The organism is Flavonifractor sp. An306, assembly GCF_002159455.1.
Taxonomy (GTDB): Bacteria; Bacillota; Clostridia; order Oscillospirales; family Oscillospiraceae; genus Flavonifractor.
In genome coordinates, this window is record NZ_NFIQ01000001.1 from 88,974 (window position 1) to 107,426 (window position 18,453).

The following is an 18,453-nucleotide window of genomic DNA, read 5'->3' on the forward strand; positions in this document are numbered from 1 at the left end:
ATAGTATAAAGATGAAGGCTTTCAGTTTCCGTGAGAAGGAGAAAAAAGATGAAACAACGACTGTTATCCGGTCTGCTGGCGGTGGTGCTGCTGCTGGGGCTGGCCCCCGCCGCCCTGGCCGCCGCCCCGGCGGAAGAGGAGGTTGCCCGGGTCCTGGCGGCGCTGGACATCATGGTGGGGGACCAGAACGGAGACCTGGCCCTGGAGCGCACCATCACCCGGGCGGAGTTCACCAAGCTGGCGGTGGCCGCCTCCACCAGCCGGGACACCGTGGGGGACACGGTGGCGGTAAAGCCCTACCCCGACGTGCCTCAGAACCACTGGGCCGCCCCCTACATCAAGGCGGCGGTGGACATGGGCCTGGTGGAAGGGGACCTGCGGGGCTACTTCAACCCCGACCGCACCATCACCCTGGCCGAGAGCGTGACGGTGGTGCTGCGGCTGCTGGGATATGAGGACAGCGAATTTACCGGTGTGTGGCCCTCCGGCCAGATGGCCCAGTACCGGGCCCTGAAGCTCAACGAGGGGATCTCCCTGGGACAGGACGGGCAGATGACCCGCCGGGACGCCATGTACCTCTTCTACAACCTGCTGCTGACCAAAAACAAGGCGGGTACTTACTACCTCAACGTGCTGGAGCCCACCCTCAACCTGGTGAATGCCGCCGGAGAGCTGGACCGGGTGGCCCTGGTCAACTCCGCCATGGAGGGCCCGGTGGTGGCGGGGAGCGGCTGGCAGAGCCAGGTGCCCTTTAACCTGTCCAACGCCACCGTTTACCGGGACGGCAAGACCGCCAGCCTGGAGGCCGTGCAGGACCGGGATGTGGTGTACTGGTCGGACTCCATGCGCACCGTGTGGGCTTACAGCGACAAGGTCACCGGTACCTATGAGGCTGCATCTCCCTCCATCACCGCCCCCACCTCCGTCACGGTGGCGGGCAAGACCTATGCGGTGGAGACCACCGAAGCCGCTTACGCCCTGTCCGACCTGGGGAATTATCAGATCGGAGACACCGTGACTCTGCTGCTGGGCCGCTCCGGCGGCGTGGCGGCGGTGGACGAGGCGGACGTGGCCGGCGGCGTTCTCTACGGCGTGATCACCAAGGCGGAGATCACCTCCTACGACGACGGGAACGGGGAGAGCTATAGCTCCCGCACCATCACCGTCTACGCCACCAACGGCGGCAGCTACCGCTACCAGACCACCGACCGGAATCTGACCGAGGGTCAGCTGGTGCGGGTGGAGCTGGGCAGCCAGCCCATCATTACCCGGCTGGCCGGTATCCAGCTTACCGGCAAGGTAAACAGCGACGCCACCATGCTGGGGCGGTATCCGCTGGCCGACGACGTGCAGATCATCGACACCTATGAGCAGTGTACCCCCATCCAGATCTACCCCCAGCGGCTGGCGGGCGTGAATATGACCGATAATATGGTGCGCTATTATGTACTCAACGCCCAGGGGGAGATTAGCCATCTGATCCTCAACGACGCCACCGGGGACATCCATCAGTATGGCGTCATCACCGTGTCCGACGAGCAGGAGACCATTCTGCCCAACGGGGACGTGACCCTCAGCTCCTCCTACACCTACGATGTGGGCGGCCAGAAATTTACCTTCAGTAATCCCAGCACGGCATACGGTCTGGAGGTGGGCCCCTGCCAGGCGAAGATGAGCAGCGATACCCAGGCTGAGCGGCTGTACAACCTGACCGAGCGCAAGCTCAGCGGCATTACCGGCAGCGTGGCTTTGGGTACCGACAACCAGCAGTACGCCCTGTCCGAGCATGTGGCGGTGTATGAGCTGGTGAACGGCACCTATATGCTCTCCAACCTATCCCGGGTCTCCAACGGAGGCTATGTCCTCACCGGCTGGTACGACAAGCCGGCCAGCGAGGGCGGCTGCATCCGGGTGATCGTGGCCCGGGCCCAGTAAGAGCCGGACAGAGAAAAACAGAGGCGCCGCGGAACATGTGAATGTTCCGCGGCGCTTTTTCTGTGCTGCCTCAGGAGAAATCCTCCGGAGCGAAGTGGGCCAGACCGTCGTTGAAGTACCGCCGGTAGGGGACTTCCTCCTGATATTCCGGTTCTATGGCAGGGACATAGGCCACGCCCACCCCTGTGAAGGCGGAGGTGTCCACCCCGTCGTCCATCCGGCTGGCGATGATTGTATCCCAGTACTTCTGGGTAAACAGAATGCGGTATACCGGCTGAAGGTAGGGCTGACCCTGGCTTACATCGTATTCCAGGGTGACCTGCAGGATCTCCGCCTGCTCGGGATAGGCCGTGTAGTCGCTGCCCCAGTAGTCCCTTGCCCGGAAGGAGGCCACGGCGTCCTCCGCCGGGCGGAGGGGATAGTCCGCCCCGCCGGTGGTGGGGGGCAGGCAGATGGTCAGACGGGAGCCGTAGGTATTTTCGATGCGCTGGAAGCTGTAAGAATAGAGCTGCTCTGCCAGGGAGGCGTCGGGATCCTTCAGCCAGGTGACCTGGATGGCGTCTTTCTCCGAGGTATACGCAAAGGTTTCCCTGCTTTCCTGGGTGGGCTCAAACCCGGATTTCCCCAGATAGGCCAGGGCGGCTTCCTCCAGCCGGGTTTGGTCGGGGGAATTGTATACAGAGAGGAAGTTCAGCCCGTGGAGGGAAAGCCAGGTGCCGTCGGTACATTCTGCCTCCAGAGTGGGCTCCCGGCCCATGGTATCCTCCCCCTGGGCGGGATACCAATCGGTTTTGGCCACAGTGAGGCCCAGCACCTCCGCCCACTGGTCCAGCAGCGTCCGTTGATCCTCTTCCGTGGGAATGGGATTTTCATACACCGGCAGCCGGGTCAGCTCCTCTAGCTGTCCGGCGGCGGGGTTGTTCCCCATAAGCTGGCTGGGGTCGGTGACAATGGAGAAGCTCTCATTCTGGCTATCCGGAGGCTCAGGGGTGGGCGTAATCTCCGGGTCCGGGGTGATCGCCGGCTCAGAGGTGGTTACCGGCTGGGGGGTGTGGGCCGTGCCGGGACCGTCGGGGTCGGCCGCCATCCGGCCGGACCACCAGATCCCACCCGACACCGCCAGGGCCAGGACTGCCGCCGCCGCGGTATAGGCCAGGGGCCGGCGGCGCAGGCGGACCTTGTTCCCCTGGGCGGCTTTCATGGCCTCCAGCGTGGCGTTCCGCCAGGCGTGGGAGGGGGTCAGGCCCCTCAGCGTATTGCAATAGCGCTCGTGGCTGTTCATGTCCATTCCTCCTTCAGCGCAGCCTTCAGCTTTTCTCTGGCCCGGCTCAGCCGGGAGAGCACTGTGTTCCGGGGGCAGCCCAGCAGCTGGCCGATTTCGGCGGCGGTGTAGCCCTCGATGTAGTGCAGATACACCGGCCAGCGGTATTTGGCGGGCAGGGCGGCCACCGCCTCCAGCACGTCCAGGTTTTCCGGGGGCGGCGGGGCGGCAGCCTGGTTCAGCTCCAGGGGGACGGTGCGCTTTCGCCAGAAAGACCGGCCCCAGCTCTTGCAGCGGTTGGCGGTGGCCCGGATCAGCCAGGCTCGCAGGTGGGTGTCGTCGGTAAAGGCGGGGTCGCTCTGGATGAGGCTGACAAACACCTCCTGGGCCACATCCTCCCCGTCGGCCACGCTGCCGGTGCCCTGGATGGCCATGCGGTAGACCAGAGGGCCGTAGCGGTCCAGGATCTCCTCGCAGGAGAGGGGGACTCCGTTGAGACTGGGCATACCATTCACTCCCTTCTGGAAAGAAAGCGCCGGAGGAGGGGAAATGATTGCAGGCAGGGATAAAAAAAGCGGGCGGCTTTCAGGCCGCCCGCTTTTTGGGTTCTGTTTACTTGATCTCCCGCACGGGGACGTTCCAGATATCCTTGGCATAGTCCCGGATGGAGCGGTCGGCGGCAAAGATGCCGGACCGGGCGATGTTCAGCAGGGACATCTTGTTCCAGGCCTTGGGGTCCTGATAGGCCAGGCCCGCCCGGACATGGGCGTCCCGATAGCTCTCGAAGTCGGCCAGCAGCAGATACTCGTCGGCGGCGCCGCCGTCGCCGAAGAGCAGCCGGCGGGCGATGTCGTCATAGGCCACCCCGTCGCCGAAGCCCACGTTGAGCTGGTCTACCACGGAGCGCAGGTCGGGATTGTGGACATAGTACTCATAGGACTTGTAGCCCTTCTGCTTCAGCTCGGCCACCTCATGGGCCTTCAGGCCAAACAGGAAGATGTTCTCATCCCCCAGAACCTGGTGCATCTCCACGTTGGCGCCGTCCAGAGTGCCGATGGTCACCGCGCCGTTCATCATGAACTTCATGTTGCCGGTGCCGCTGGCCTCCTTGCCGGCGGTGGAGATCTGCTCGCTGAGCTCGCTGGCAGGCATCAGCTTCTCCGCTAGGCTCACCCGGTAGTTCTCCAAAAAGACCACCTGGAGCCGGTCCTTGCAGGCGGGGTCCTTGGCGATCATGTCGGACACCGAGTTGATGAGCCGGATGATCCGCTTGGCCACCGCGTAGCCGGGGGCCGCCTTGGCGCCGAACAGGTAGGTGCGGGGGGCGAAGTCAAAGTGGGGGTCGTTCTTCATGTGCTGGTACAGGTAGATGATGTGCAGTACGTTCAGCAGCTGCCGCTTGTACTCATGCAGCCGCTTCACCTGTACGTCGAAGATGGCGTCAGTGTTGAGCACGATGCCGCTCTCCCGCTGCACCCAGGCGGCGAAGGCTTTCTTGTTCTCCGCCTTGATCTGACCCAGGCGGGACAGCACCCCGGCGTCGTCCTGGAATTTCTCCAGGTTTTTCAGCGCCTCGGGCTGGAGCAGGTATTTGTCCTTGCCGCAGCACTCCTGGATCAGGGCGTCCAGCTTGGGGTTGCTCTCCGCCAGCCAGCGGCGGTGGTCGATGCCGTTGGTCACGTTGGTGAACTTATCGGGGGTGCGGGTATAGGCGTCGTGGAATACGTCGTGCTTGAGAATGTCGGAGTGGAGGGCGGACACGCCGTTGACCTTGAAGCAGGCGCACACGCACAGGTTGGCCATGCGCACCTCGCCGCCCCAGATGATGGCCATGGGGGCCACCTTGGACAGGTCGCCGTGGAAGTAGGCGGTGAGCGCGTCCTGGTACCGGTTGGAGATCTCAATGAGGATCTGCCAGATCCGGGGCAGCAGGGACTCGATGAGCTGCTGGGGCCAGCGCTCCAGGGCCTCGGCCATGACGGTGTGGTTGGTGTAGGCGACGGTGTGGGTGGTGATATACCAGGCCTCCTCCCAGCCGTAGCCCTCCTCGTCCAGCAGGATCCGCATCAGCTCGGGGATGGCCAGGGTGGGGTGGGTGTCGTTGATCTGGATGACGTGCTTCAGGTGGAAGTTGCGCAGGGTGCCGTACTCCGCCCGGTGCTTGCGCACGATGGACTGGATGGTGGCGGAGACGAAGAAGTACTGCTGCTTAAGACGCAGGGATTTGCCCTCGTAGTGGTTATCCTCGGGGTAGAGCACCTTGGAGATGGACTCCGCCATGGCCTGCTGCTCCACCGCCCGCAGGTACTGGCCGGAGGAGAACAGGTTCATGTCCACCGGGGTGGGGCTCTTGGCGTCCCACAGCCGCAGCAGGTTGCCATGCTCGGTGTGGTAGCCGGAGATCTCCATGTCCTTGGGCACCGCCAGAACCGTGTCGTAGCCAGTGTGCTTCACCCGGTGGCGGCCCTGGTTATCCCACTCGTCCTCCACCTTGCCGCCGAAGTGGACCTCCTCCACCTCGTCCATCTTGGGGATCAGCCAGGCGTCCCCCAGGCCCAGCCAGTTGTCGGGCAGCTCCACCTGCTGGCCGTCCACGATCTTCTGCTTGAAAATGCCCAGCTCGTAGCAGATGGAGTAGCCGGTGGCGGGGATCTCCAGGGTAGTCATGGAGTCCAGATAGCAGGCGGCCAGGCGGCCCAGGCCGCCGTTGCCCAGGCCGGCGTCCGGCTCGGTCTCGAACAGGTCGGGGGCGGAGAAGCCCAGGGCCTCAATGGCGCCCTTCAGCTGCTCCAGCACGCCCAGGTTGTAGGCGTTCTTCATCAGGGACCGGCCCATGAGAAACTCCAGAGACAGGTAGTGGACCTGGCGCTGGTGCTTTTCCGCCACCTCGTCGGCGGTTTTCATCTGACGCTCGGACATGATATCCCGCAGCACCATGGCGCAGGCTTTGAACATATGCAGGCTGGTGGCCTCCTCCACATCCCGGCCGAAGTTGCGGCGCAGCTTGCCGGTAATGAGGGTCATCAGCTCTTTCTTGGTATAGTTGTGCAATGCAGACATCTCCTATTCTTGTAAGAAAGGCAGAATAAGTGCCCCGCAGGGGGCAAAATCCCCCTGCGGAGCGGAATTTTATCACAGCCCTGTTATCTTTGTCAAGGGAAGGACGGCAAACTTTACTTGCCCGTTACCCAGCTGTAAATCTGGCAATACTCCCCGGCGGATTTGTCCCAGGAGAAATCGGTGGTCATGGCGTTCTTCTGCAGGCCCTTCCACGCCTTCTTGTCGTCGTGGTAGAGGCTGACCGCCTCGGCCAACACCCCGGTCATCTCGTGGGCGTTGATGTTGGCGAAGGAGAAGCCGGTGCCCTCGCCGGTATATTTGTTGTAGGGGAGCACCGAATCCCGCAGGCCGCCGGTCTCCCGCACCACGGGGATGGTGCCGTAGCGCATGGCGATCATCTGGCTCAGGCCGCAGGGCTCCGAAATGGAGGGCATGAGGAAGATATCCGCGCCGCCGTAGATGGCGGTGGACAGGTTGGGGGAGTACATCAAGTGGGCGGCGAACCGGCCGGGATACTGGTTCTGGGCCTGGCGGAAGGACTCCTCATAGTTCCATTCGCCGGTGCCCAGCACGATCATCTGGGCGTCCATGCCCATGATGTCGTGGATGGCGGCGGTGACCAGATCAAAGCCCTTGTGCTTCACCAGCCGGGAGACACAGGCGATGATGGGGGTATCGGGGTTTTCCCGCAGGCCGCACATCTGCTGCAGGGCGGCCTTGCAGGCCTTTTTGCCCGCCATCTGCCGCCAGGAGAAGAGCTTGGTCAGGCCCTTGTCCGTCCAGGGATCGTAGAGCTCGGTGTCGATGCCGTTGAGGATCCCCTTGAGCTTGTGGCGGTTGTCGGAGATGACCCCCTCCAACCCGTGGGCGTAGAAGCTGTACTGCAGCTCGTCGGCGTAAGTAGGAGACACGGTGGTCACATAGTCGGCGGCGTAGATGGCCCCCTTCATCAGGTTCACATCCCCGTGGTACTCCAGCATATGCTCGTTGAAGTAGCCGGCGTTCAGGCCGAACAGGTCCTTCAGCGTCTGGCTGCCGTAGCGGCCCTGATATTCGATGTTGTGGATGGTGAACACGCTCTTGGTCTCGGCCAGCTGGGGGATGCGGTGGCGCTCCTCCAGCAGGTAGATGGGCACCAGGGCGGTCTGCCAGTCGTTGCAGTGGAGCACGTCGGGCTGCCAGTCCAGGTAGCCCACCGCCTCCACCACCGCCCGGGAGAAGTAGGCGAACCGCTCCCCGTCGTCATAGTGGCCGTAAATGGCCGAGCGCTTGAAGTAGTACTCGTTGTCCACAAACCAGTAGGTCACGCCGTCCCGCTTCAGCTCAAAAATGCCGCAGTAGGGGGTGCGCCAGGCCACGGTGATGTGGAAGCACTGCAGAAAGGTCATCTGGCTGCGCCACTGCGGGTCAATTCCCTCGTATAGAGGCAGGATCACCCGGACGTCATGGCCCAGCTTTGCCAGGGCCTTGGGCAGAGCGCCCGACACGTCCGCCAGGCCTCCGGTCTTGATGAAGGGGGCGCATTCTGAGGTGGCAAACAAAATATTCATAAACCTTCTCCAATCCAAATCAATCTGTTGGCACAGGACGGACGGGCCGGCGCGCAGGCCGGCCCGCCACGGGATTTACACGATTTCGTTTTTGGCGATGGCCAGAGGATAGGTGCTGTGACCCATCAGCATCCGGCCGGGATTGACCCGGACGTTCTTGTCGGTGATGGCGTACTTGAGCACCGCGCCGGCCTGGATGGTGGTGCCCTGCATCAGCACGCAGCCCGACACCCGGGCGCCCTTTTCCACCCGGACGCCCCGGAACAGAATGGAGTTCTCCACCTCGCCCTCAATGATACAGCCGTCGGCCACCAGAGAGTTCACCGACCTGGAGTCGGGACCGTAGTAGGTGGACGGGTCGGAGCGGTCCTTGGTGCGGATGGGCCGGTCGGGCACGAAGAGCTGGCTGCGGATATCCGGGTCCAGCAGCTCCATGCTGCGGGCGAAATAGCCCGCCACCGACTGCAGCCGGGCGGCATAGCCGTCGTACACATAGGGGCAGATCTTCAGCTGGCCGGACATGGCCTGGAGCACCCCCATGCTGAAGGAGGGGATGTTGTGGGCGGCGCAGTGGTCCACCAGGGAGAGCAGCAGAGCCTTGGAGAGGATGTAGACCTCCAGAGACTCGCAGCCCTGGGCGATGGAGGGGTGAACCGACACGTCGGTGATCCGCCCGCCGCTGCCGATGGAGAAGTAGTCCGACTCCTTGGGGTCGCCCATAGGCCGGGTGGTACACACGGCGGTGATATCGGCGTCGTTGCGGATATGGGTCTCAAAGATGTCCGCCAGGGGCAGGTTCACCGCCACGTCGCCGCCGGCCAGCACCACATAGTCCTGCCGGATGTTCTGCAGATAGGAGCGCACCCCGGCCAGGGCGTCCATGCGGCCCCGGTAGACGCCCTCCCGCTTGCCGGAGTAGCCGAAGGGGGGCAGGATGCGCAGGCCGCCGTGCTTGCGGGAGAGGTCCCAGTCCTTGCCGGAGCCCACGTGGTCCAGCAGGGACTGATAGTTGGCGTGGACGATCATGCCCACGTCGCAGATGCCCGCGTTGACCATACTGGAGAGCATGAAGTCAATGACCCGGTACCGGCCGCCGTAGGGGATGGAGCAGGTGTTCCGGTTGTGGGTCAGCTCCCGCAGGTCGGGGTTGGAAAGGTAGGAGAAGATGATGCCGTGCAGCTTGTTCATCATTTCACCCCACCTCCTTTCACGTTACGAGTGATCATGGCCTTGGGGGAGACCACTGCGTCGGCGCCGATGGTGAGGTGCTGGGCCACCACGGCTACCCCCCAGTCCTCGCCGCCGTCGGGGGAGGCCCCTACCCGGGCCCGTTCCCCGATGACGCTCTGCTCGGCCACGATGGCGTACTCCACCACCGCGCCCGACTTGACCACGGTGCCCGGCATCAGGATGGAGTAGCGCACCACCGCGCCCTCCTCCACAATGACCGAGTGGAAGAGCACCGAGTTCTCCACCGTGCCGTACACCTCGCAGCCGCCGGTGACCATGGAGTGGTCCACCTTGGCGTTTTTGCCCATGAAGTGGGGGGGCTTGGTGGGAGTGCGGGCGAAGATGGGCCACTCGGAATCGTACAGGTCGATGCCGTTGTCGGGAGAGAGCATATCCATGTTGGCGTCCCACAGGGAGTCGATGGTGCCCACGTCCTTCCAATAGCCCTGGAAGCGGTAGGCGGTCATCTTCTCGCCGGCGTTCAGCATGGCGGGAATGATGTTCTTGCCGAAGTCGTTGGCGCTCTTTTCGTCCTCTTCATCGGCGATCAGGTACTCCCGCAGCTTCTTCCAGGTGAAGATGTAGATGCCCATGGAGGCCAGGTTGCTCTTGGGCTTTTTGGGCTTCTCCTCAAACTCGTAGATATCGTCGTTTTCATCCACGTTCATGATGCCGAAGCGGGAGGCCTCCTCCATGGGAACCTCCAGCACCGCGATGGTGCAGGCCGCGCCCACCTCCTTGTGGCGGCGGAGCATCTGGGCATAGTCCATCTTGTACACGTGGTCGCCGGACAGGATCAGCACATACTCCGGATCGTAGGTCTCCAGGAAGTTGATATTCTGATAAATGGCGTTGGCGGTTCCCTTGTACCAGGTGCCCTTCTCGCCCTCCCGCATATAAGGGGGCAGAATATGAACGCCGCCGTAGGAGCGGTCCAGATCCCAGGGCTCGCCGTTGCCAATGTAGGCGTTGAGTTCCATGGGGCGGTACTGGGTCAGCACGCCCACCGTGTCGATGCCGGAGTTGATACAGTTGGACAGGGGAAAATCAATGATGCGGTATTTTCCCCCGAAGGGGACCGCGGGCTTGGCCACATGGCTGGTGAGGGCGTGCAGACGGCTGCCCTGTCCTCCTGCCAGCAACATGGCGACACATTCCTTTTTCATTCTATCACCTCAGTCATTGAACTGGATCTTACTATAACATGAAGGAACCATACCAGACGATGGATGATTCTGGGTGGCTGCAAGAATGGCCGGAAAGCGCCGCACATGCCAACCGCCTGCGGTCGTTTCCTCTCCTTCCGGCTCTCAGGTGGAGCTTATTTCCCTTTTTTCTCTGTTGCGCTCTTTTTTTTCTGCTTTTTTCTGCGGTGCGGCAGTTTTCTCCTTGACTGCGGGTGCGGAGGCTTTCTCCTTCACCGCAGGGGCAGGAGCCTTTTCCTTGACCGCAGGCGTGGAGGCTTTCTTCTTGACGGCGGGGGCGGGAGCCTTCTCCTTCACTGCGGGCGCGGAGGCCTTGGCCTTTGCCGCGGGCTTGGCCGCCTTTTTGGTGGTCTTGGTCCCCTCGGCCTTTTTGCGGCGGGCGGGGAACTTGCGGGTACAGCGGTAGATGGCGGCGCTCATGGCGGGCAGCTTCAGGGTAATGGACTGCTCCTTGCCCTGGCTCTCGTTGTACTGGCTCTTCACCGGTTGGGTGTCGCCCAGGCCCTTGCCGCCAAAGGCGGGGTCGTCGGTGGAGAAGATACAGGTATAGGCGCCGGGCACCGGCACCCCTACGGTGTAGCCGGTGCGGTCCACCGGGGAGAAGTTGCACACGATCACCAGCGCGTCGCCCTTGGCGTCCTTCCGCAGGAAGGCCACGGTGTTGGCCTGGTTGTCGTTGGCCTCGATCCACTCGAACCCCTCCCAGGAGAAGTCCAGCTCCCACAGCTCGGGGTGGGCCAGATAGAGGGCGTTGGCCTGCTTGAAGAACTGCTGCAGCTGGCGGTGGGGTTTGGCCCACTCCGCCTCCGGGTCCAGCAGATGCCAGTCCAGCGAGTGCTCAAAGTGCCACTCGTTCCACTGGCCGAACTCCGTACCCATCATCAGCAGCTTCTTGCCGGGATGGGCCAGCATATAGGTGTAGAACACCCGCACGCCGGCGAATTTCTCCTCGTTGGTCCCCGGCATCTTGTTGATGAGGGAGCCCTTCATATGCACCACCTCGTCGTGGGACAGGGGGAGCACGAAGTTTTCCGAGAAGGCGTACATCAGCGAGAAGGTGATGTCCTTATGGTTGAACTGCCGGAAATAGGGGTCCAGCTTGATATAGTGGAGGATGTCGTTCATCCAGCCCATGTTCCACTTCAGGTTGAAGCCCAGGCCGCCCTCCAGACCGCCCTCTCCCACCGGATGGGACACCCGGGGCCAGGCGGTGGACTCCTCGGCGATCATCATCACGTCGGGGTGGGCCATAAAGATGTGGCCGTTGAGCTGCTGGAGGAAGTCAACCGCCTCCAGATTCTCATGGCCGCCGAACACGTTGGGGGTCCACTGGCCCCCCTGCCGGCCGTAGTCCAGATAGAGCATGGAGGCCACCGCGTCCACCCGCAGGCCGTCCACGTGGTACTGCTCCAGCCAGAACAGCGCGGAGGAGAACAGGAAGGAGCGCACCTCATTGCGGGCGTAGTCGAATACCCGGGTGCCCCAGTCAGCGTGCTCCCCCTTCCGGGGGTCGGCATACTCATAGCAGGGCTCTCCGTCAAATTCGTACAGGCCGAAGGCATCCTTGGGGAAGTGGGCGGGTACCCAGTCCAGGATCACGCCGATGCCCGCCTGATGGAGCTGGTCCACCAGCCACATAAAGTCGTGGGGGGTGCCGAACCGGCTGGTAGCGGCGAAATAGCCGGTACACTGATAGCCCCAGGAGTCGTCCAGGGGATGCTCGGTGACGGGGAGCAGCTCCACATGGGTGAAGCCCATCTCTTTCACGTAGGGTACCAGATATTTGCCGATATCCCGGTAGGAGAGCATCTGGTCGTCGGCGGTGCGCCGCCAGGAACCCAAATGTACTTCATAAATATTCAGCGGTTTTTGATAAATGGGGTTGCCCTTCCGGTAGTCCATCCAGCCCTGATCCCCCCATTGGTAGCCGGAGAGGTCGTACAGCTTGGAGGCGGTGCCGGGGCGGGTCTCGGCGTGGAAGGCGTAGGGGTCGGACTTGGCCAGCACCCGGCCGTCCCTGGTGTGGACGGCGTACTTATAATTATCATATTGCTGCAGGCCGGGCAAAAATGCCTCCCAGACACCGCCCTCCAGCGGGCGCATGGGGTGGTCGGAGTCGTTCCAGCCGTTAAAGTCCCCCATCACCGCCACGAACTGGGCGTGAGGAGCCCACACCCGGAAGGTCCAGCCGGCCTGACCGTCCACAACGGCGGGGTGGGAGCCCAGAAATTCCTGGGCCCGCACGCTCTGACCCTTGGAAAAGGCGGTCAAGGCGGGATCGGCGGCAGATAAAGTCATAGGTATCCACTCCTTGTTGGTAAAAATCCCCAAACAAAGGGACTGTAAACCAAAGAATCTTGTCATTGGTCATAAATAAGGTCCAAATAAATCGGAACTTATTTGTAGAAATTATACAACGATATACCGGGATAGTCAAGATGCGTGTGGGAAAGAACCCGTAAAATTTCATGAATCAGGAAAAGCCGTACGCGGCTGGAACGGCAGCAGCCGGAGACGGGGGTTCCGTCTCCGGCTGCGGGACAGGCTCAGGACTGAGCCATAAAGAGGGTGCGGAGCAGGCGGGCAAAGATGCCGGGGAAGTTGAGCCGCTCCACGGCCTGGTCGGCCACGATGGGGATGGTCTGCACCAGCTCCTCCCCCTGGTAGACCGCCATCTCGCCCAGCTTCTGCCCGGCCTCCACCGGGGCCTCCACATTTTCACACAGGCTCACCTGGGTGGTGACCTGATTGACCATGGACTTTTCCACCAGGATCCGGCTGGATGTGGACAAAATGGGCTGCACCGTGTCGGACTCCCCCAGCAGCACGTCCACCGGCGGCAGAGCCTGGGAGGGGTAGACGTCCATCAGGGTGTAGTTGGAAAAGCCGTAGTTCAGCAGGGAGGTGGCCGCCGCGGTGCGGGTGTCCTTGGTGGGGGATTTCAGGATCACCGCGATGAGCTCCATCCCGTCCCGCTCCGCCGTGGCGGACAGGCAGTACCCGGCGGAGTCGGTGGAGCCGGTTTTCAGGCCGGTGGCCCCTTCGTAAAACCGGATGAGCTTGTTGGTGTTGGCCAGCTGGAACTGGCCGTTGCGGAGGGTGTCCATCCAGATGGTGGTATACTCCCGGATGGCGGGGTGGTTGAGGATCAGCTCCCGGCTCATCAGGGCGATGTCATAGGCGGAGGTGAGGTGGCCCGCCGCCGGCAGGCCGGTGCAGTTGACAAAGCAGGTGTCCGCCATGCCCAGCTCCGCCGCCCGCTGGTTCATCCGCTCCACAAAGGCCTCCTCGCTGCCCGCCAGGTGCTCGGCCAGAGCCACCGAGGCGTCGTTGCCCGAGGCCACCGTCACCGCCTTCAGCAGGTCGTGGACACTCATCTGCTCCCCTTCCTTTAAATAGACCTGGGAGCCGCCCATGGAGGCGGCGTAGGCGGACACCGTCACCACGTCGTCGGTAGACAGGCTGCCGCTGTCAATGGCCTCCATCACCAGCAGCAGGGTCATGACCTTGGTGACGCTGGCGGGTTCCAGCTTGTCGTGGGCGTTCTGCTCGCACAGCACCGTACCCGTCTCCTTCTCCATCAGCACCGCCGCCCCGGCGTCCACCGTGGGGGCGGCGGAGGCGGCCCGGGCGGGGACGGCCAGCAGCAGGGCGGCCAGCAGGGCCGCGGCCAGTTTTTTCATTGTTTCAAGCCTCCAATGCTCCTGAATTCTGCTTCACAGGATATGGAATCCGCCCCGGTTCTATACAGATTTTGACGGGGGTAAATTTTTCTGCCACGCCGTGCAAAACCAGAGCAGGGGCGGAGAAAATTTTAAATTCCCCTTTACAATGATGCTTTAGTGTGGTAACATACGAAAGCAACCAAGACATCACTGGTTTGGAGGAATGTACATGAAACGGAAGTTGACTGCTCTGGCCCTTGCGCTGGGCCTGACGTTTACCCTGGCCGCCTGCGGCAACGGCACCACCGGCGGCAACGCCGAGACCCCTGCCGGAGGCAACAACGAGAGCCCCGCCCCCGCTGCAGAGTCCAACACCCCCGCCGCCGAGAGCGACCTGGCCTATGTCCAGGACAAGGGCACCCTGGTGGTGGGCATCACTGAGTTTGATCCCATGGACTACCGGGATGCCGACGGCAACTGGATCGGCTTTGACGCCGACATGGCCAAGGCCTTTGCCGAGAGCCTGGGGGTGGAGGTCCAGTTCCAGGTTATCGACTGGGACAACAAGGTAATGGAGCTGGACGGCAAGACCATCGACGTGGTGTGGAACGGCATGACCCTCACCGACGAGGTCACCTCCGCCATGTCCTGCTCCAACGCCTACTGCAACAACGCCCAGGTGGTGGTGCTCCCCGCCGATCTGGCTGAGGACTACCCCGACGCCGCCAGCATGAGCGGCCTGAACTTCGCCGTGGAGTCCGGCTCCGCCGGTCAGGCCCAGGCGGAGGCCAACGGCTTCAGCTACACCGAGGTGCTGGATCAGGCCACCGCCGTGCTGGAGGTCAGCTCCGGTACCGCCGACGCCGCCATCATCGACTCCCTGATGGCGGGGGCCATGGTGGGCGAGGGCACCAGCTACGCCGACCTGATCTACACCATCCAGCTCAACAGCGAGGAGTACGGCGTGGGCTTCCGGAAGGGCTCCGACCTGGTGGAGAAGCTGAACCAGTTCTTTGTGGACAGCTACGCCGACGGTACCATGACCGCCCTGGCCGAGACCTACGGCATCCAGGCCGCCCTCATCCCCCAGGAGTAAGACGGATTTCTCACAAGTCCCAAAAGCAGAGAGCGGAGACGTTCTCTGCTTTTGGCCGGTTTTACCCACTTGAAACACTCTGACTGAAGGTAGGTTCCGCCTATGTTTCTCACGGTCATCGGGGCCCTGAACGAGGGCTTTCTCCAGACATTGAAGCTGTTCGCGGTCACGCTGATCGGCGCCGTCCCCCTGGGGCTGGTGGTCTCCTTTGGCTCCATGAGCTCCTTTCCGCCCCTGCGCTGGCTGACCAAAACGGTGGTGTGGATCATCCGGGGCACCCCGCTGATGCTCCAGCTCATCATCATCTTCTACATACCCGGCTACGTGCTCCCCGGCGGCAGCCCCTGGCCCAGCGGCGAGGCGGGCCGGTTCCTGGCCTCCGCCGTGGCCTTCATCATCAACTACGCCTGCTACTTCTCCGAGATCTACCGGGGCGGCATCCAGGGCGTGCCGGTGGGCCAGCAGGAGGCGGGGCAGGTGCTGGGCATGACCCGCAGCCAGATCTTCTTCCATGTCACCCTGCTGCAGATGGTCAAGCGCATTGTGCCCCCCATGTCCAACGAGATCATCACCCTGGTGAAGGACACCTCCATCGCCCGCATCATCTCCATGCAGGAGATCATCTGGGCGGGCTACTCCTTCCTGAAGGGCTCCCACGGCTACTCCGGCCTGCTGTGGCCCCTGTTCTTCACCGGCGTGTACTATCTGGTGTTCAACGGGGCCCTCACCCTGCTCTTCGGCTGGGTGGAGAAAAAGCTGGACTACTTCCGCTGAAAGAAGGTGCTGAGATGGCGATTTTGGAAGTTCAGAACATTGAAAAGCATTTCGGCGCCACCCGGGTGCTGGAGGATATCAGCTTCTCCCTGGAGCAGGGACAGGCCCTGGCCATTATCGGCTCCTCCGGCTCCGGCAAGACCACCCTGCTGCGGTGCCTCAACTTTCTGGAGACCCCCAACCAGGGGAAAATTTCCGTGGCTGGCAAGGTGATCTTCGACGCCGCCGACCCCGCCACCCAGCGGGAGAGCGAGGTGCGCAAAAAGAGGCTCCACTTCGGTATGGTGTTCCAGTCCTTCAACCTGTTTCCCCAGTACACCGCCCTGAAAAACGTCACCCTGGCCAAGGAGCTTTTGAGCCAGGAGCGGCCCGACTTCAAGCAGAACAAAAAGGCCATTTTGGAGGAGATCCAGGCCGAGGGGCGGGAGCTGCTGCGGAAAATGGGCCTCAGCGACCGGGCCAATCACTTCCCCTGCCAGCTCTCCGGCGGCCAGCAGCAGCGGGTGGCCATCGCCCGGGCCCTGGCATTGAAGCCCGATATCCTGTGCTTTGACGAGCCCACCTCCGCCCTGGACCCGGAGCTCACCGGGGAGGTGCTGAAGGTGATCCGCTCCCTGGCTGAGCAAAAGACCACCATGATCATCGTCACCCACGAGATGGCCTTCGCCCGGGATGTGGCCGACCAGGTGATCTTTATGGACGAGGGGGTTATCGTGGAGCAGGGCGAGGCCCGGCAGGTCATTGAGAATCCCCGGGAGGAGCGCACCCGGCAGTTTTTGTCCCGCTACGCGGAGAATTGAAAAGAGATCAAAAGCGTGGTATCATAGATACCACGCTTTTTTGAACGAGGAAGGAACGGAATACATGGAGCAGGAACTGTTTTTGCCCGTGCTCTCCCACTTTGAGAACGGGAATTTCTGGACGGCCAGCGGCGGCCGGATGCGCTACCGGGTGGACCCGGTGAAGGAGGAGGACGTGTGGACCAGCCTGAAGGCCCAGGTGTGGGAGGGGCCCTGGAGTCTGGCCGACAGCACGGTGGAGGAGACCGTCTCCTTCCCCCTGACCGAGGAGGGGCTGGAGGAGCTGCGGGCCTGGGCCCTGAGCTGGCAGGAGCGGATCAACGCCCGGCCGGCCAGAACCCTGGCCGAGACCATCCAGGCCAGGGACGCCCTCCGGCAGGCCAGGCAGGCCCAGGAGGATACCGCCGGGTAAGTGCTTGTCAGAGGCGGGGGAACGTGCTATGATGGTGACTGCCAAATAAAGGAGAAAGGCGGCGCTGCGGCCATGACCTGGGGAACCTATTATTTCTTCTATGAATGCCCGAAATGCGGAAAGAAATTCCGCTATGAGCTGGAATTTGCCTCTGATGAAAACTTCGGCATGTGTCCCGACTGCAAGGTGATGGGCACCTTTGTGGGGGAGACCAAGGACAACAAGCAGGGCGAGGACAAATTCGCCGACTATGAGTTTGTATGAAAAAGAACCGGCCTCTCAGAGGCCGGTTCTTTTTTTTCTTCTCAGAAGGAACAGCGGACGATACACGTCAGGGTCTGCCCGTCCACCGTACAGGTGATGGTGGTGTGTCCGGAGCCCACCGGCTTCACCACGCCGTCGGCGGAGATGGTGGCCACCGAGGTGTCGCCGATACTCCAGGTGGGGGTGGAGGAGGTGCCTATCACCTTCATCTGTACCGAGGGGTTGTCCTTGGCGGAGAAGGTGAAGTCGGTCTTGTTCAGAGACAGGCTGCCCGAGCTGGTGGAGCCGCCGGAACTGCCCGAGCTGCTGCTGGAGGTGCCGCTGGTGACCTGGTTGTAGACCAGCACGGTCTGGTCGGCGGCGCCGGGCATGGAGGCGGTGATGGTGGCGCTGCCCCGCTTGGAGCCGTGGCTCACCTTGCCGTTTTCATCCACCGAGACGATGGACGGGTCGCTGCTGGTCCAGGTGATGGTGCCGGTGGAGCCGGCGGGCACAAAGGTCACGCGGATGGTGATGGGGTCGGGGTAGCGGTCGGAGAAGGAGAACTCCGTCTTGTCCAGGGTAAAGCCGGTGGCGGTCTGACCCGCTGGCAGGGTATTGTCAGGGCTGGGCTGGGCCGAAGGCTGGACCGAGGGCTCCACCGGAGCGGCGGAATCCTCCGGGCCGGGGGTCTCGGACTCCACCACCGGGGCGGAGCTCTCCGGCGGGACGGAGGAGCCGGGCTCGGTATGGCCCTTGCTCACCAGGGGCATGATGATGGTGAGGACGATGATCACCGCCGCCACAATCAGGCCCAGGGAGATGACAATGCCTACAATCCGCAGCGGAGACGGGCTGCCGCCATAGCCGCCGCCACGGGTATTGGTGACTAACCGCTTGCCGCCCCGGGCAGGAGCGGCCTCCTCCTCATAGTCGCCGTCCTCATCGTAGTTCTGTTCTATCTCATCGCAAAAGGGGCAATGCTTATATGTAGAGGAGTAGTCCTCCCCGCAGTATGGACAGTGGATCATTTTGGGCTGGTCGCCCTTGTTTCTTCTGGATGCCATGGGAAATCCCTCCGATCGACATTCTGAGACCATTTTACAACGACTGCCTGCCATCCGTCAACGGCGGGGAACAAAATGTAAAGGTTTTTTAATATTTATGTCAACTTCAGCCCGCCTTGCGTTACCGGCGGCAATGGGATATAATACGGCACAGC

Annotated in this window: 15 protein-coding genes; 6 read left to right on the top strand and 9 right to left on the bottom strand. The window is 62.4% G+C overall.

Annotation, left to right across the window (positions count from 1 at the left end; genetic code table 11):
- Positions 1-48 precede the first annotated feature (48 nt).
- Positions 49-1,935 carry an S-layer homology domain-containing protein gene (locus B5F88_RS00460; protein ID WP_087341031.1) on the top strand — a complete coding sequence of 629 codons (1,887 nt, stop codon included), beginning with the start codon at positions 49-51 and terminating at the stop codon, positions 1,933-1,935.
- Positions 1,936-2,005: 70 nt separating this feature from the next.
- Here the strand turns inward: B5F88_RS00460 and B5F88_RS00465 are convergent, their stop codons facing one another.
- From B5F88_RS00465 to B5F88_RS00500, 8 genes are all read right to left on the bottom strand, one after another.
- The gene (locus tag B5F88_RS00465) at positions 2,006-3,217 is read right to left on the bottom strand and encodes a hypothetical protein (RefSeq protein WP_087341032.1); all 1,212 of its coding nucleotides are present in this window, start codon (positions 3,215-3,217) and stop codon (positions 2,006-2,008) included.
- Positions 3,214-3,702, bottom strand: a complete 489-nt coding sequence (locus B5F88_RS00470) for an RNA polymerase sigma factor (RefSeq protein ID WP_162612083.1) — start codon at positions 3,700-3,702, stop codon at positions 3,214-3,216. The genes B5F88_RS00465 and B5F88_RS00470 overlap by 4 nt, the downstream gene beginning before the upstream one ends.
- Positions 3,703-3,808: 106 nt before the next feature.
- A complete protein-coding gene (locus tag B5F88_RS00475; RefSeq protein ID WP_087341034.1) occupies positions 3,809-6,256 on the bottom strand; it encodes a glycogen/starch/alpha-glucan phosphorylase in 2,448 nt (815 codons plus the stop codon).
- 113 nt (positions 6,257-6,369) lie between these two features.
- Positions 6,370-7,806, bottom strand: coding sequence for a glycogen synthase GlgA (glgA, locus tag B5F88_RS00480; RefSeq protein WP_087341035.1), 1,437 nt, complete (start codon positions 7,804-7,806; stop codon positions 6,370-6,372).
- A 75-nt stretch (positions 7,807-7,881) separates the two neighbouring features.
- A complete protein-coding gene (glgD, locus tag B5F88_RS00485; RefSeq protein WP_087341036.1) occupies positions 7,882-8,997 on the bottom strand; it encodes a glucose-1-phosphate adenylyltransferase subunit GlgD in 1,116 nt (371 codons plus the stop codon).
- The gene (locus B5F88_RS00490) at positions 8,994-10,202 is read right to left on the bottom strand and encodes a glucose-1-phosphate adenylyltransferase (protein ID WP_087341037.1); all 1,209 of its coding nucleotides are present in this window, start codon (positions 10,200-10,202) and stop codon (positions 8,994-8,996) included. The genes glgD and B5F88_RS00490 overlap by 4 nt, the downstream gene beginning before the upstream one ends.
- Before the next feature lie 144 nt (positions 10,203-10,346).
- A complete protein-coding gene (glgB, locus tag B5F88_RS00495) occupies positions 10,347-12,539 on the bottom strand; it encodes a 1,4-alpha-glucan branching protein GlgB (protein ID WP_087341038.1) in 2,193 nt (730 codons plus the stop codon).
- A 248-nt stretch (positions 12,540-12,787) separates the two neighbouring features.
- Positions 12,788-13,924, bottom strand: coding sequence for a D-alanyl-D-alanine carboxypeptidase family protein (locus B5F88_RS00500; protein WP_087341039.1), 1,137 nt, complete (start codon positions 13,922-13,924; stop codon positions 12,788-12,790).
- A gap of 211 nt (positions 13,925-14,135) precedes the next feature.
- Between B5F88_RS00500 and B5F88_RS00505 the strand changes: the two genes are divergently transcribed.
- The 5 genes from B5F88_RS00505 to B5F88_RS00525 all read left to right on the top strand — a co-directional run bounded on the left by B5F88_RS00505 (position 14,136) and on the right by B5F88_RS00525 (position 17,252).
- A complete protein-coding gene (locus B5F88_RS00505; RefSeq protein WP_087341040.1) occupies positions 14,136-15,002 on the top strand; it encodes a transporter substrate-binding domain-containing protein in 867 nt (288 codons plus the stop codon).
- A gap of 102 nt (positions 15,003-15,104) precedes the next feature.
- Positions 15,105-15,776 carry an amino acid ABC transporter permease gene (locus B5F88_RS00510; RefSeq protein WP_087341041.1) on the top strand — a complete coding sequence of 224 codons (672 nt, stop codon included), beginning with the start codon at positions 15,105-15,107 and terminating at the stop codon, positions 15,774-15,776.
- Between the two features lie 14 nt (positions 15,777-15,790).
- Positions 15,791-16,576, top strand: a complete 786-nt coding sequence (locus B5F88_RS00515) for an amino acid ABC transporter ATP-binding protein (RefSeq protein WP_087341042.1) — start codon at positions 15,791-15,793, stop codon at positions 16,574-16,576.
- A 64-nt stretch (positions 16,577-16,640) separates the two neighbouring features.
- Positions 16,641-16,988: a hypothetical protein gene (locus B5F88_RS00520; protein WP_087341043.1), complete on the top strand. Its 348-nt coding sequence runs from the start codon at positions 16,641-16,643 to the stop codon at positions 16,986-16,988.
- Between the two features lie 72 nt (positions 16,989-17,060).
- Positions 17,061-17,252, top strand: a complete 192-nt coding sequence (locus tag B5F88_RS00525; protein ID WP_087341044.1) for a hypothetical protein — start codon at positions 17,061-17,063, stop codon at positions 17,250-17,252.
- 41 nt (positions 17,253-17,293) lie between these two features.
- Here the strand turns inward: B5F88_RS00525 and B5F88_RS00530 are convergent, their stop codons facing one another.
- Positions 17,294-18,298: an Ig-like domain-containing protein gene (locus B5F88_RS00530; RefSeq protein ID WP_087341045.1), complete on the bottom strand. Its 1,005-nt coding sequence runs from the start codon at positions 18,296-18,298 to the stop codon at positions 17,294-17,296.
- Positions 18,299-18,453 lie beyond the last annotated feature (155 nt).